The sequence below is a fragment of the Sphingobium tyrosinilyticum genome, from assembly GCF_042654265.1.
GTDB lineage: Bacteria > Pseudomonadota > Alphaproteobacteria > Sphingomonadales > Sphingomonadaceae > Sphingobium > Sphingobium tyrosinilyticum.
Window position 1 is genome coordinate 53,749 of the sequence record NZ_JBHSFZ010000011.1, and the last position, 14,500, is coordinate 68,248.

The following is a 14,500-nucleotide window of genomic DNA, read 5'->3' on the forward strand; positions in this document are numbered from 1 at the left end:
GCGAACGAGATGATGCTTTAGCACCCGTTCGTTTCGAGCGAGCCGGGGAACGCAAGTTCTGACGTAACCCGGCCCGAACGACTACCTTGATCAACCCAGCAGCTTAGCCCGCAGCGCCTGCAGATCGGCCTCCGGCCGCGCGCCCCAGTGCGAAATCACTTCCGCCGCCGCCGCCGCGCCCAGTTCAAGGCAGTGATGCACATCCAGCCCTTCGATATGCCCGGCCAAGAATCCGGCGGCGAACAGGTCGCCCGCACCGGTCGTATCGAGAACCTGCGCAACCGGCGCTGCAGGCACTTCGTAGCGAAGGCCGTCCACAATGGCGATCGCGCCCTGCTCGCTACGCGTCGAGACCAGCACCGGCACTCGCCCAGCGAAAGACGCCACCGCCCGGTCGAAATCTTCGATCTGGGCCAGCGCCTGGATCTCATGCTCATTGGAAAAAAGGATGTCGATCAGGCCCTGATCAATCAAATCGACGAAATCGGCGCGGTGGCGCTCGATGACGAAGCCGTCCGACAGGGTGAAGGCGATCTTGCGCCCGGCGCCGCGCGCCGCGTCGATCGCCGCCCTCATCGCCGCGCGCGGCTGTTCCGGGTCCCACAGATAACCTTCCAGATAGAGGATCGACGCTGAGCGGATCAGGTCCAGGTCCAGCGCGGACTCCGGCAGGAACTGCGATGCGCCTAGGAAGGTGTTCATCGTCCGCTGCGCATCGGGGGTCACCAGGATCAAGCAGCGGGCGGTGGGCACATCTCCCTTGGCCGCCGGCGTATCATAGCGGATGCCGAGCGCCCGCACATCATGGGCGAACACTTCGCCCAACTGATCGTCGCACACCTGACCGATGAAGCCGCAGCGCTTGCCCAGCGCCGCCAGCCCAGCGAGCGTGTTGGCCGCTGACCCGCCGCTGACCTCTTTCCCCGCGCCCATATCGGCATAGAGGCTTTCCGCAGTGGCGACGTCGATCAACTGCATGCCGCCCTTGGTCAGCGCATGCTCGGCCAGGAACGCGTCGTCGCTCGGGGCGAGCACATCGACGATGGCGTTGCCGATCGCGACAACATCTAGCGAGGGGGCTGCAGCGGTCACGCGATATCCTTGTCGATTGAGGGGAAAGGTTGGAAAAATCGCGCCGTGTCTATCGACCCGTAGGGCTGCGCGCAACGCCGCTGATTGACGGCATGGGCTAGGCGCGGGATAGCTGGGCTATGGTGATCATCGCCGCTATGCGCGCCTTTCCTGTGATCTTTCATCCCGCGGCCATGCGCCTGCTGGGTAAAAGCTTGGCTCTGACGCTGTTGATTTTCGTCATGGCCGGGCTCGGCCTCTGGACGGCGGTACATGCGGTGCGGGTCTATTTCGGCTGGAGCGGAGGTGGCCTCGCTGAAGCGGCCGCCGCCACAATCGGCGTGATTGCGATGGCCTGGCTGCTGTTTCGCACCATCGCGATGGCGATCATGAACCTGTTCGCCGACGACATCATCGCTGCAGTGGAGCGCAGCAGCTATCCCGCAGCCGCCGCAGAGGCCCGGTCCCTCGGTCTCGGCCCCAGCGTCCGGCTGGCCCTGGCCTCGGCAGCCCGGACGATCGGCTGGAACCTGATCGCCATGCCTGCCTATCTGCTCCTGCTCGTCACCGGCGTGGGCACGATCGGACTGTTCCTGGCCCTCAACGCCTATCTGCTTGGCCGCGACCTTGCCGATATGGTCGAGCCACGCCATGCGGCGTTGCCGCCGATCTCCCGCCTCCATCGATGGCTTATGGGCCTCGTCTCGGCGCTTCTCTTCCTGCTGCCCTTCATCAACCTGCTTGCGCCGATTTGGAGCGCGGCTATGGCGGTGCACATGCTGCACGGGGTTAGAAGCAAGTCGAGATGAACATGGTCCGCCTCACCCTTGGCGCTGCCCTGGCACTGCCGCTGGCGGCTTGCGGTGGCTCGGTCGTACCGCCTGCGCCGATCAGCCGCCCGCCCGCGGGTCCCCCTGCCAGCGCCTTCATGCGATCAGGCCCCCTCATGGGAATGGACGCCCGCCATCTCGTTCAGCAATTCGGCACGCCCCGCCTCGATATTCGTGAGAGCATGATGCGTAAGCTGCAGTTCGCCAATGGTCGTTGCGTGCTGGACGCCTATCTCTACGCCCCCGCCCAAGGAAGAGAGCCGGTCGTCACCCATGTCGATGCCCGCACGCCAGCGGGTATGGATATCGATCCCGCCGCCTGCGCCACCGCTCTTCAGGCGAAATAATATTTCCTAAGCGGACAGCCGCCCGATCGCCCAGGCGGCCGCTTCCGCGACCACCGGATCTTCATCGCTCAGCAATGGCTGCAATTGTTCGAGCAGCCGCTTCTCTCCGCTATTCCCGGCGGCGATGGCCGCGTTGCGCACCATCCGGTTACGCCCGATCCGTTTGATCGGCGAGCCCGAGAAAATCTCTCGAAAACCGGCGTCATCCAGTGCCAGCAAGTCGCCCAGTTCCGGCGCCGCCAGCTCCGCGCGCCCTATAAAAGCCCTGTTGGCCGCCGCCGCATCGGCAAATTTGTTCCACGGGCAGACTGCCAGACAGTCATCGCAGCCATAGATGCGATTGCCGATCCCGCTACGCAGCTCTTCGGGGATCGGGCCCTTATGCTCGATGGTGAGGTAGGAAATACACCGCCGCGCATCCACAACATAGGGGGCAGGGAAAGCGCCGGTAGGACAGGCCACCTGGCAAGCAGTGCAACTGCCGCAATGATCGACTTCCGCCGCGTCCGGCTCCAGCGCGATCTCGCTATAGATCGCGCCCAGGAAGAGCCAGCTACCATGGGTCCGGCTGACAAGGTTGCTGTGCTTGCCTTGCCAGCCCAGTCCAGCCGCCTCCGCAAGCGGCTTTTCCATCACAGGTGCGGTGTCGACGAACACCTTGAGCGCGCTCTGCTGCTGCTCCACCAGCCAGCGGGCCAAGCTTTTCAGTCCCTTCTTGACCACGTCATGATAGTCGCGCCCCTGCGCATAGACGGAAATCCGGCCCCGATCGCCGACCTCCGCCAGCGCCAGCGGGTCGCGGCCGGGCGCATAGCTCATCCCCAGCATGATGACGCTGCGCACATCGGGCCACAGTCCTTGCGGCGAACCGCGCTGCTCGGCCCGCTCCTCCATCCACAGCATCTCGCCATGGCGTCCCGCATCCAGCCACTGCCGCAGCCTTCGGCCAGCTTCGGGCGCAGCATCAGCGCGCGCAATGGCGCACGCGGCAAAGCCCAGCCGCTCCGCCTCCGCCTTCAGGCGCTGTTCCAAGGTTTCGGTTTGCGTTGGCATAGTGTGCGACTATCAGGGTCGGATGATCGGTACTGCTCCGGCTCCTTCTCCGACCTATGCCGTCGAAGGCCATGGTCTTGTCAAGACATTCGGCACATTCCGCGCGGTCGATGGCATCGACCTCGCCGTGCCCGCTGGGTCGATCTACGGCATTTTGGGGCCCAATGGTGCGGGCAAGACGACCTTGTTGCGCACCTTGCTTGGCATTATCGATCCTGACGAGGGCCGCCGCACTCTGCTGGGCGATGATGTCCCGCTGCGCCAGGCGCGCATCATCGGCTATCTTCCCGAAGAACGCGGGCTCTATCCATCAATGAAGGCGGCGGAGGCCATCGCCTTTATGGGCGCATTGCGTGGGCTGCCGCTCAAGGTCGGGCGCGAACGGGCGCGAGCGATGCTGATCGAGCATGGCATGGGCGCATCGGTTGATAAGCCGATCCGCCAGCTGTCCAAGGGCATGGCACAAACCGTGCAGCTTTTTGGTACGATCATCCACGAACCCCGGCTGATCGTGTTGGACGAACCTTTTTCGGGTCTTGACGCCATCAACCAGGGAAAGCTGGAGTTGCTGATCCGCGATCAGGCGCGGCGCGGCGTCACCGTCCTCTTTTCCACCCATGTCATCGCCCATGCCGAACGCCTGTGCGAACGCATCGCCATCGTTGCGGGTGGCCGCATTCATTTCGAAGGATCGGTGAGCGATGCGCGCGACCAGCTGCGTCCCAGGGTCCGCCTGCGCACCCGCGCCAGCGACGGCGGTTGGCGCCGGGCGCTGCCTGCCGAGACGCTGGCGGCGGATGGAGCCTGGCATTTCGACCTGCCGGACGAAGGCATCGAACCGCTGCTGCGCGCGCTGCTGGATGGACATGCCGGTATAGAAAGCTTGTCGATCGAACGACCCGGCCTGCATGATGCGTTCGTATCTATCGCGGGGGCTGCCGCCGCCCGGCAGATGCAGGATGCCGAAGGGGAGGGACCCGCATGAGCGAGGTCCTGCGCGCCGCCCTGGTCATCGCTCGCCGCGATTTTTCCGCGGTGATTTTCTCGAAAACCTTCATTCTCTTCCTGCTGGGGCCGCTATTCCCTGTCGTCATCGGCATGGCGTTCGGCGGTCTGGGGGAAAAGATCACGACCGAAAGCCTGCGCCCGACCATCGGCGTCGCCATGACGGCGGCGGACGGCGGACGCATGGAGCGGGCGCATCGCATCCTTTCGGCCCGTATGGGTGCTGAAAATCTCCCCAAGCTCCAGCGCGCGCCCAAGGGGAACCCACGAACCTTGCTGACCCGCCCCGACGCCCGCTTCATCGCGATCGTGTCCGGCAGCGTCGAGCGGCCGATACTCACCGGCAAGAGCGGTGACCTCGCCGCACTGGAGGGCGATGTCAGCCTGCTTGCCAGCGCCGCGCTGGCGGGCGAGCGGCTTCCTCATGTGCAAGTTCGCAAGCAACTCGTAGCCGCCAGCGCGGGCGCAGAGGCCCAATCGCGCCTGCTGACCGGTAGAGCCGCGCAAGTCCTTGTCTTCCTGCTGACGATGCTGCTGGCGGGGATGGTCCTGTCTAATCTGGTGGAGGAAAAGACCAACAAGGTGATCGAAATCCTGGCCGCGGCCGTGCCGATCGATGCGGTCTTCCTAGGCAAGCTGCTCGCCATGCTGGCGATGAGCTTTGTGGGCATCTGCTTCTGGGGCTCGGGCATAGTCGCTGGCGTCAAGCTGCTCGCTGGCCCTGATATCGCGCCACCGACACCGGCGGTCGGCTGGCCTGTCTTCCTGCTGCTGGGAGCCGTCTATTTCACCATGGCCTATGCCTTGCTGGGCTCGCTGTTCCTGGGCATCGGCGCTCAGGCGGCCACGGTGCGGGAGGTGCAGACCCTCAATATGCCCGTGACAATGGCACAGATGGGCATCTTCTTCTTCGCGACCTATGCGGTCGATCATATGGGCTCCGCGCCGGAGATAGCGGCGATCATATTCCCCTTTTCATCGCCCTTCGCCATGATCGCGCGGGCGGCGCAGGATGCGTCGATCTGGCCGCATCTGCTCGCAATCATATGGCAGGCCTGCTGGGTCGCGGTCATCATCCGCCTGGGCGTATGGCTGTTCCGCCGCCATGTGCTGAAGTCCGGACAGGCCAGCGGCGGCAGGCTGTTCAGGCGGCGCTCAGCCGTGGTAAAGTAAGCCGCCATGATGACCCGGCGGCATCTTCTGAACAGCGCCCTGTACGGCGTCTCCGCAATCGCCTTCTGGCGGCTGGGGGTCGAAGAAGCCGAAGCCGCTTACCCCTTTACCCTGCCTGATGATGAATGGCGCCGCCGTCTTAGCCCGCTGGCTTATCAGGTGCTGCGGAAGCATGCGACTGAACATCCCTTCTCCAGCCCGCTGAACAAGGAACATCGCGCAGGCACATTCAAATGCGCGGGCTGCGAGCGACCTTTGTTCAACGCGAAGACCAAGTTCGACAGCGGCACCGGCTGGCCGAGCTTTTGGGCGCCGCTGCCCGGGGCGACGGGCACGTCCCGCGACTTCGCGCTCGGCTATCCACGAGTGGAAGTGCATTGCGCGCGCTGCGGCGGGCATCTTGGCCATGTTTTCGACGATGGCCCGCCACCTACCGGCAAGCGTTATTGCATGAATGGCGTGGCGCTCAGTTTCTCAGCGGCATGACTCTATAGACGCGCAGGGACTTCGCTCCGGACAGGGCAGGCTTCAGCCATGCCGGTGGCCTTCCGCGCGCCAATGTCCATGCCAGGCTGCCCTCATGTTCCTTCGCATAATGTTCGAATTCATTAAGGCCGGGGCAGGCGACGAGATAATCTGAGCCCTTGCCGCCATTCAATTCGGCCAGGATCGCCCGAGCACGGGCGGGCGGCGCGGTGAAGCCTTCGACCACGGCGGTAATCCCGGCGGCATTGCGATGATGCGCCGTGCCAACCACATTGTGACGGGTGCGGATCAAAATGTCCGGTCCCATGTCCAGCGGAGCGAACAACGTCGATTTCGGCAGCTGGCGGAGGGGCGCTAACGCCGTTTCGGTCCTGCATTCAGCGGCCGGTGTCGGCGCTTTCTCCTCGCTTTTGCTCGTCGCCGATGTGGCAACGATCCAGATCGCGCAGAGGGCCGCGGGCGTAAGTAAAGCGACGGCTGAGGATGCGAACACGCGCACCAGGGCCGCGCGTTGCTGCTGCGCACGCCGGAAAAGCGCCAGCATGAGCCAAGCGGTTCCGGGTAGGGCCAAAACATGCGCCACGGACATCGCCCGCATCACCAATATGGCGACCATGGTTGCGCCTGTCAGAAGTAGCGCCACTACCAGCCAGCGGTCGTGCGCGTCCCGCGCCTCGGCGAACCGAGCGGCCATGATCGAACCTGCCAGTCCCGCGATGGCCGGGATCAGGGTCAGGCCCATCATCGAGCGGGCCTGCTTCCATATCGGCTGTCCTTCCATCACTTGCAGATACCATAGCTTATAGGCGACAGGCCCCAGCGCTTGGAATGGATCACCTGTCAGGCAGGGGCGGCCGGTCAGAACGAACAGCCCGGCAGCGGCGCCTCCACCCAATGCTGCCGCCAGGAAACGTCCTTTGGCCGACACAGGGCTGATGAGGCGGAAGGCCAGCGGCGTTACTGTTGCGAAGGCCAGCAGCGGCCAGATATAGGCCGATGAAAGGGCATCGCATCGAACCTGCACCAGAGGAGCAGTTCCACGGAGCAGCGCCAGCAGGGGCAATGCCGCCATGCCCAACGTTGCCGCATAGGTGATAAACCGATCCGTCTCCCTCTTGTCCAGCCATTGGCGGAGTGCAAATACAACCGCGAACAGCGCCGCATAGGGTAGGCCCTCGCTCGAAATCTGCAGCCACACCGCCATCGCCGCGCCAGCGACCATGCCGCCCCGTGCCCCGCGTAAGTCCATGGCGCCCGCCAGCGCGATCGTCGCCATCAGGATCTGCCATCCATGATGATCGACCCGCAAAGGCCCGAATTGTACGAGAATCGTCGGCGTGGTCAGCAGCAGCAGAGGTGCGAGCATCGCCGCTGCCTCGCCAGCGATCCGGCGGGTCGCCACATGGAGCGCCCAGACGAGGCCGCCCAATAACAGCAGCGGTACGATCGCGCAGGCGAGAACTTCCGCCAAATGCGTGCCCAGAACCGGTCGCAGAAGCAGGATTATAGCCGCGATCGGCATATCGACAATTCTCGACCAGTGCATGGGGCCACCCAGGGGCGGATTTACCCGATGTTGGCTAACGTCCAGAAAAGGCTGGCCGCCGATCCAGTCGCGCACCTGTTGCAGGCGCATGGCGTCATCGGGATCGCGAAAGCCTAGCGCATCGAGTTCGCTGTGCCAAAGCCACAGAAAAACCGCGCAACAGCATATCCACGCCAGCATAAGCCAGCGCGGATGGGGCGCGATCGTGACACCCAAGTCGCGTGTCAGGCCCGACCGGACCCTAGCTAACGGCGAAGACGCCATATTTCCGGATCGCGTAAACCGACAGGAAGCTAACGGGAATGGCGAAGAGCTTGCCGATCGCAGGCGCCAGCCCTGCAGCGCCGAGCGCGCTGATCAACCCCGTGGTAATGCCAAGGCCTACGGCCGCGCTCACCACGAAGCCCAGGCGTTGACCATGCGTCGGCCTTCGGGCCGAAGTGAAGACGAAGCGGATGCTGATCAGCCAATGGAGCAAGAGCCCGCCAACATAGCCGATCGCGCCAGCCGCTGCAGGAGTGATGTTCAGCCGCAGCAGCGCCAGGAACAGCAGCATGTCGCCTGAAAGCGCACACAGGCTCGCCAGCAAATAGCGGATGAATGTAAAGCGGGCGGCAATTGCCGCCGTCAGGCTGCCTAAGTTCACAGACGTCACTGCCACGCCTTCACGCGGCTTTGAGACGGCTGGGCACGAGCCGCAGGCTGCTAAGAGCGGCTTTCTGGCCTGCCGGGCCTTCGCCCTCTTCGCCCGCCTCATGATATTCAGCGTCTTCATTGACGGCCCAGGTATCGAACAGCCGCTGGCCCGCCTCGATGTTGCGCACCGTCAGCATCGCCGTCATCATCGCATGATCCTGATTGTTGTAGCGATGCATGCCGTTGCGGCCGACCAGGTGGAGGCTCGGGTAAAGCTGCTCAAGCTCCGTCCGCATGGCCACCACATTGGCGGCATAATCATCGTCATAGACGGGATATGCCTTTTCCTGACGAACCACCGCGCCGCCGACGACATCCGCCGGGTCGCAAAGACCCAATATCGCCATTTCACGCTTGGCGAGGTCAATCAGTTCATCGTCGCGTGCGGACCAGAGGCCGTCGCCTTCGAAGCAGAAATATTCCAGTCCCACGCAGGCGAGCGAGGGGTCGGGCACCATCTCCGGCGACCAGCTGCGGAAATTCTGAATGCGGCCGACCTGTACCTTCGAATCATGGATGTAGATCCAGTTATCGGGGAAAAGATCGTCCGATTTGATCATCAGCGCCACGGTGAGGAAGTCGCGATATTTAAGCTCCATCGCGTTGCCCAGCGTCGCGGGCAAGGGATGGATGCGTCCGGCCAACTCGCGCATGGGCGCAGAACTGATGACATGCTTCGCCTTCAGCAGCACTTCGCCGTCAGCGCTTTGGGCGGCCATCTGCCAGAGCCCCGCCGCGTCATCGCGGGCAAGCTGCTTCAGGCTATGGGCCATCAGCACCTGATTGCCGCCAGCCACCACCGAATCGCGCGCGGCTTCCCACATCATGCCCGGGCCGAGGCGAGGATAGCGGAAGCTTTCCAGCAGCGTCTTGGTGGCCATGCCGTCATTGGGTCGCTTGTTGAGGCCGAGCGAGCGTATCAACCCGTCCTTCACGGCTCCCCAGAGCGACAGGCCCTTGATCCGCTGGGCGGCCCAGTCGGCGGACATTTCGTCGCAGGGCATGCCCCAGACCTTCTCGGTGTAGGTCTTGAAGAAGATGGAGAACAGCTTGTGCCCGAACGCGTTCACCGTCCAATCTTGAAAGGATCGGACGGTGCGGTTGGGCAGCAGCTTGGCCTTTGCAAAACTCGCCATGCAAAGGGTCGAACGCCAAAGGCCGAGATTCCACAGCGCTTCGAAAGCGCGAAGCGGATAGCTGTAGAATTTCCCTTCATAATAAATGCGGCTCATCCGTGGCCGCTGGATGAAATCGTCCGGCAGAATCTCGTTCCAGAGATCGACAACCTCTTTCGACTTGGAAAAGAAACGATGGCCGCCAATGTCGAAGCGGAACCCGTTCAGTTCCACCGTGCGGCTGATGCCGCCGACATAAATCGGATCCTTTTCAATGACGGTGACCGAATAGCCTTTTTTGGTGAGCAGATAGGCCGCGGTAAGGCCGGCCGGACCTGCGCCAATGATGGCGACATCCAAATTCTGGTCGATACCCGGCATTCAATGCCCCCCGTAGGCTTGCTTCTACCATCGGGAGTGAAGGAAATCATCTAAGGAATGGTTAACGGCGGGGTAAGCATGACGGGGCCGCATGATGACGGCCCCGTTTGCCAGGCGATCAGCTCTGATGCTGCTGAGCAAGGCTTTCGAGGTCGTTGCGCGCGTCGTCGAGCGCGGCGCCATAGCAGGCGCGAAATTCGCGCGTCGGTTGCTGGATGGAGCCGTTCAGCCATCCGCAGACCTGCTTGGCCGCCCGCGTAATCCGCGAGTCGGCAAGGCGTGCGCCATGAGCGCTGGCGAGGTTGAGGTCGGCCACCGGCACCACGACGCTACGCGTTTCCGTGCCAGCGCGGCCATCCACGATTACGTTCATGTCATTGCTGAAAGCCGGCGCTGCGGCGGGAAGGGCTAGGGTCATCGCGGCGGCAAATGCCGCCAACGTCTTTCTGGTCATCCTCATATCTCCTGCGAACTTTTATGAAGGTCTGCCCAACGCCTGACGTGGGTGGAGGGTCGAGAGGAAAATAGGACCCCTGCAAGTGGAAGAAAAGAGGCCAGTCGCTAGAAAGTGGCGGAAAAGCGTGATTTTTGCGGGTGCGAAAGGAAATGCCAGTCTTCGCACCCGCATCATATGCTTAGTGGCGGAAGTGCCGCATGCCCGTGAAGACCATGGCGAGCCCCGCCTCGTCGGCCGCAGCGATGACTTCCTCATCGCGGATCGATCCACCGGGCTGAATCACCGCCGTTGCGCCCGCCTCGACGGCAGCCAGCAGACCGTCGGCAAAGGGGAAGAAGGCGTCGGAAGCGACGGCCGAGCCTATGGTGCGTGGCTGTGCCCAGCCCGCCTTTTCTGCGGCGTCCTTGGCTTTCCAAGCGGCAATGCGCGCAGATTCCAGGCGGTTCATCTGGCCTGCGCCGATGCCAGCGGTGCTGTTGCCCTTGGCATAGACGATTGCATTGGACTTCACATGTTTGGCGACGGTCCAGGCAAATAGGCAGTCGTTAAGCTCCTGTTCCGTAGGCGCGCGCTTGGTGACGACCTTGAGCATGTCGCGGCTGATCCGGCCATTGTCCCGGCTCTGCACCAGCATGCCGCCAGCGATGCTCTTGATCTGCAGGCCGGTGCGGGCCGGATCAGGCAGTTCGCCGGTCAGCAGCAGGCGGAGGTTCTTCTTCTTCGCAAAGATCGCCTTGGCGTCGTCATCAGCGTCAGGGGCGGCCACCACTTCGGTAAAGATACCGCTGATCGCTTCTGCGGTCGGACCATCCAGCGGGCGGTTCACCGCAATGATGCCACCAAAGGCCGACACGCTGTCACAGGCGAGCGCCGCTTCATAGGCTTCGATCAGCGTGTCGCCCGTCGCAACGCCGCACGGATTGGCGTGCTTGACGAGCACTACGGTCGGCGGACCATCGCGGAATTCGCTGACCAGCTCCAGCGCTGCGTCCGCGTCGTTATAATTGTTGTAGCTGAGCTCCTTGCCCTGGATTTGGCTAGCCTGGGCAATGCCGTTGGCTGAAGGCCCGAGCGGAAGATAGAGCGCCGCCGCCTGGTGCGGGTTTTCGCCATAACGCAGGGTCGATCCGAGCTTGCTTGATACAGCCAGCGTTTCGGGGAAATCCACACCCTGATCGGCAAAGGCGAACCAGCTGGCGATCATGGAGTCATAGGCGGCCGTAGCAGCATAAGCTTTAGCCGCCAGCATCCGGCGGAAGTCATAGCTGGTCGCGCCGCCCTTTTCGCCCATCTCTGCGATCAGGCGGGCATAATCCGCCGGGTCGGTGACGATCGCTACGCTTTCATGATTTTTGGCTGCCGATCGGACCATCGACGGACCGCCAATGTCGATATTCTCGATGATCTCCTCGCGCTCGGCGCCCTTGGCGACCGTCGCGGCGAAGGGGTAGAGGTTGACGACGACCAGGTCGATCGCGCCAATTTCATGTTCCTGCATCGACTCGACATGCTCGGGATTGTTGCGCACCGCCAGCAGGCCGCCATGCACTTTTGGGTGCAGCGTCTTGACGCGGCCGTCCATCATCTCGGGGAAGCCGGTGACGTCGGAAATATCCTTTACCTCCAGCCCAGCCTCGCGCAGCGCCTTGGCGGTGCCTCCAGTGGATACCAGTTCGACGCCATGTTTGCCCAGCGCCTGCCCCAGTTCGACAAGGCCGGACTTGTCCGACACGGAAAGAAGGGCGCGCTTGATGGTGACGTCGGTCATGAAGGGTCCTGTGTGCTGCAATGGCTCGCCGCGCCCTCTAATCCTGCTGGGCGGATGCGGCAAGCGATAGGATTTGGCGGGAGGGACTCGTCAACCCATCCGTTTGAAAAGCCACCCGATGGTCGATCCGCCAGGCAGAGCTTCGGCCGTGATCACGAGCTGGCGGCTTTCGTGGGGCCGGCCTTCGCTGTCCACCCACAGGCTTTCCTCGATCGCCAGCTTGCCGGTATTGGCGCGGAACTGCCATATCGCGCCAAGATCGATGCGCAGCAGGGCGCCCATTCCGTCCGCAGTCGCGGTGGGCTCTACCCCGGGGGCGAGGTGGAAGCGGAGCTGCGCGGGGAGTTTCACCGGCCTGCGACGGCGAGCAGCGGGGGTCAACATATCCTCACCGCGGATTTCCTTGCCGTCGCTGCTCACCAGCAGCAAGCGGCGATGAACATAGCCTAGCCGCCGGACATAGCCGTCATGGCTGATCTCGATACGGCTGCCGCTTTCCTGCTCCTGCCGGTGCAGTTCCACCTCGGTCACGCCGCGGCCCAGCGTGCCATCCGGCAAAAGGGCGGTGGAATTGCTGTCGTCGAGCACCAACGTGCTGTGCGCTGCGGTAGTGCGCAGCGCCTGCGCCAGTCCATCGGGCATCCATGCCCCGCTCAGCGCTGCGCCGCCGCAATTGACGATCAGCCGCTGCGGACCGTCGCTAATCTCGATCGCGGTGGTGGAAGCGCATCCCGCGTCCGCCAGTCTCGCAACGGGGGGCGGTGCGGCGTCGATCTGGACGATGGTGGTTCCGGCCACCAGCCGCTGATATCCCCAATCACTCGCTTGGCGAAGCGGACGGGCGCGCACTCGACTCGCGCGGACCACCGCTTCGATGGTGGCGGGATCGATGGCGCCAGCGCCTTGCCAGCTGCCAAGGCCGCCGTCGCCATGGCAAAGGCCGAGCAGCGCCGGAACCATCCGGCCGAGCGCTTCGGTGATGAACGCCGGGGCCTGCTCGCGGCGCACGTCATAGACGGCCCGCACCATCGTGAGCAGCATGATCGCTTCCAACTGATCCAGCGGTGAGCGGGACAGGATGCCGCCATCGCCATGGACGGCGTTTTCAATTGCTCGTTTAAGCCCCGCTTCGCCGAAAATCTTGCGTGCAGCGCCGCCCGGCAGCAGCATCGACGCCGCGACGATGCCGCCCCAGGAGACCAGACGCGGCAGGCCCGGCGGAGCCTTGTCCGCACCCCGGTCCAAGTGCCGGGCGGTGCGCGCGATGCAGTTGAGAACCAGCGAACGATAGACCAGATCGCTCGACGACAGGATCAGTGGCGCATGGGCCGACCAGAAGAGCAGCCGCCAGCCCGCATTGTCGGCGCGCCATGCTGGCTCGCTCGGCGTGTCGGCATGCACCTCCAGCCATTTGCGCAGCACCGCTTCCGCCACCGGCGCGCCTTGCTCGCGGGTTGCGGCCGAGGCGAGATCCCGCAACCAGGCGAAGCTGTGCAAATAGTCGGCGAAAGCGGGGATTAGCGCCAGCCGCTCGAAATCCAGCGCATTGATCGGCTGCTTCAAACCGCGAAACAGGAAATAGCCCGCGCGTATCGCCTGGCCCGCCTTGGGATCGCCAGGGATTTCATCATCCGGAACGGCGAGCAGCTTGAGAGGATATTTGCCCTTGAGCCGCCGTCCGTGAATCGGCGTCTTCCAACTCATCAAATAAAAGCGGTTGGCAATCCGTTGAGCCAGCGACAGCCCCTTGTCATCCGCGACGCGGATGAGCCGCTTGCCCTGTTCGATACCGTCGTCGGCTGGTTCTGATCCTGCCGGATCGGCGGTCGAAGGACTGGGATTGCGCTTTGCGTCGCTCACCCGCCCTTGAGCTTCCGGATATTGTCCGCATAGGCCGCCGGGCCGCCCCGAAAGGTGGCCGTGCCCGCGACCAGTACGTCCGCACCCGCCTCGATCGCGCGCGGCGCGGTGGTGAAGTCGATGCCGCCATCGACCTGCAGACGGATGTCGCGCCCGCTTTTTTCGATCATCTTGCGGATGGCTTCGATCTTGCGGAGCTGGTTTTCGATGAAGCTCTGGCCGCCAAAGCCCGGATTGACGCTCATCACCAGGATCAGATCGACATCGTCGATCAGATAATCGAGCATCTTTGCCGGGGTGCCGGGGTTCAGCACTACGCCCGCTTGCACGCCCAGCGACTTGATATGCTGGATCGAGCGGTGGATGTGTGGCCCCGCTTCCGGATGAACGGTCAGGATATCAGCGCCCGCTTGCGCAAAGGCGTCAAGATACTGGTCCACCGGCGAGATCATCAGATGAACGTCGAACGGCTTCTTGCTGTGGGGACGCAGCGCCTTCACCACACCGGGGCCGATGGTGATATTGGGCACGAAATGGCCGTCCATCACATCGATATGGATCCAGTCGCAGCCCGCCTCGTCGATGGCGCGAACCTCCTCGCCCAAACGGGCGAAGTCGGCGGACAGGATGGAGGGCGAGATAAGGATCGGGCTGGTCATCAACAGTCGGCTCTAGCCGCGCCTAGAGCCCAGGGCAACGCTCCTCTTCAAGC

The 14,500-nt window shown here is 63.5% G+C and carries 14 protein-coding genes; 5 read left to right on the forward strand and 9 right to left on the reverse strand.

What is annotated here, in order from left to right:
• Nucleotides 1-90: 90 nt before the first annotated feature.
• Entirely contained in the window at nucleotides 91-1,092 is a 1,002-nt protein-coding gene (locus tag ACFO3E_RS07535; RefSeq protein WP_066525668.1) for an adenosine kinase, read from the reverse strand.
• A 119-nt stretch (nucleotides 1,093-1,211) separates the two neighbouring features.
• Here ACFO3E_RS07535 and ACFO3E_RS07540 point away from each other — a divergent pair, with 119 nt between their 5' ends.
• Nucleotides 1,212-1,880 (forward strand): EI24 domain-containing protein, encoded by a 669-nt coding sequence (locus ACFO3E_RS07540; protein ID WP_066525666.1) that lies wholly within the window; start codon nucleotides 1,212-1,214, stop codon nucleotides 1,878-1,880.
• Nucleotides 1,877-2,248 carry a hypothetical protein gene (locus ACFO3E_RS07545; RefSeq protein ID WP_066525664.1) on the forward strand — a complete coding sequence of 124 codons (372 nt, stop codon included), beginning with the start codon at nucleotides 1,877-1,879 and terminating at the stop codon, nucleotides 2,246-2,248. The genes ACFO3E_RS07540 and ACFO3E_RS07545 overlap by 4 nt, the downstream gene beginning before the upstream one ends.
• Nucleotides 2,249-2,254: 6 nt before the next feature.
• On the opposite strand, the gene queG is transcribed toward ACFO3E_RS07545, so the two are convergent.
• Nucleotides 2,255-3,301, reverse strand: coding sequence for a tRNA epoxyqueuosine(34) reductase QueG (gene queG / locus ACFO3E_RS07550; RefSeq protein WP_066525662.1), 1,047 nt, complete (start codon nucleotides 3,299-3,301; stop codon nucleotides 2,255-2,257).
• 22 nt (nucleotides 3,302-3,323) lie between these two features.
• Here queG and ACFO3E_RS07555 point away from each other — a divergent pair, with 22 nt between their 5' ends.
• From ACFO3E_RS07555 to msrB, 3 genes are read left to right on the forward strand one after another with little or no spacing between them, the layout of a single operon-like run.
• A complete protein-coding gene (locus ACFO3E_RS07555; protein WP_066528873.1) occupies nucleotides 3,324-4,286 on the forward strand; it encodes an ABC transporter ATP-binding protein in 963 nt (320 codons plus the stop codon).
• Nucleotides 4,283-5,479: an ABC transporter permease gene (locus tag ACFO3E_RS07560; protein ID WP_066525661.1), complete on the forward strand. Its 1,197-nt coding sequence runs from the start codon at nucleotides 4,283-4,285 to the stop codon at nucleotides 5,477-5,479. The genes ACFO3E_RS07555 and ACFO3E_RS07560 overlap by 4 nt, the downstream gene beginning before the upstream one ends.
• Nucleotides 5,480-5,488: 9 nt before the next feature.
• Nucleotides 5,489-5,965, forward strand: a complete 477-nt coding sequence (msrB, locus tag ACFO3E_RS07565) for a peptide-methionine (R)-S-oxide reductase MsrB (protein WP_066528870.1) — start codon at nucleotides 5,489-5,491, stop codon at nucleotides 5,963-5,965.
• Here msrB and ACFO3E_RS07570 read toward each other — a convergent pair.
• From ACFO3E_RS07570 to rpe, 7 genes are all read right to left on the reverse strand, one after another.
• Nucleotides 5,946-7,775: a hypothetical protein gene (locus ACFO3E_RS07570; RefSeq protein WP_380803557.1), complete on the reverse strand. Its 1,830-nt coding sequence runs from the start codon at nucleotides 7,773-7,775 to the stop codon at nucleotides 5,946-5,948. The two genes, msrB and ACFO3E_RS07570, sit on opposite strands and share 20 nt — an antisense overlap.
• Nucleotides 7,753-8,166, reverse strand: a complete 414-nt coding sequence (locus ACFO3E_RS07575) for a GtrA family protein (RefSeq protein ID WP_225870507.1) — start codon at nucleotides 8,164-8,166, stop codon at nucleotides 7,753-7,755. Before ACFO3E_RS07575 ends, ACFO3E_RS07570 begins: the two co-directional genes overlap by 23 nt.
• Nucleotides 8,167-8,176: 10 nt before the next feature.
• Entirely contained in the window at nucleotides 8,177-9,703 is a 1,527-nt protein-coding gene (locus ACFO3E_RS07580) for an NAD(P)/FAD-dependent oxidoreductase (RefSeq protein ID WP_380803560.1), read from the reverse strand.
• A gap of 118 nt (nucleotides 9,704-9,821) precedes the next feature.
• Complete coding sequence (locus tag ACFO3E_RS07585; protein WP_066525651.1) at nucleotides 9,822-10,157, reverse strand: UrcA family protein; 336 nt, start codon at nucleotides 10,155-10,157, stop codon at nucleotides 9,822-9,824.
• A gap of 181 nt (nucleotides 10,158-10,338) precedes the next feature.
• Nucleotides 10,339-11,928 (reverse strand): bifunctional phosphoribosylaminoimidazolecarboxamide formyltransferase/IMP cyclohydrolase, encoded by a 1,590-nt coding sequence (gene purH, locus ACFO3E_RS07590; protein ID WP_380803563.1) that lies wholly within the window; start codon nucleotides 11,926-11,928, stop codon nucleotides 10,339-10,341.
• Between the two features lie 90 nt (nucleotides 11,929-12,018).
• On the reverse strand, nucleotides 12,019-13,788 hold the full coding sequence (locus tag ACFO3E_RS07595) for a heparinase II/III family protein (protein WP_066525648.1): 1,770 nt from the start codon (nucleotides 13,786-13,788) through the stop codon (nucleotides 12,019-12,021).
• Nucleotides 13,785-14,447, reverse strand: a complete 663-nt coding sequence (rpe, locus tag ACFO3E_RS07600) for a ribulose-phosphate 3-epimerase (RefSeq protein WP_066525646.1) — start codon at nucleotides 14,445-14,447, stop codon at nucleotides 13,785-13,787. The genes ACFO3E_RS07595 and rpe overlap by 4 nt, the downstream gene beginning before the upstream one ends.
• Nucleotides 14,448-14,500: the final 53 nt, after the last annotated feature.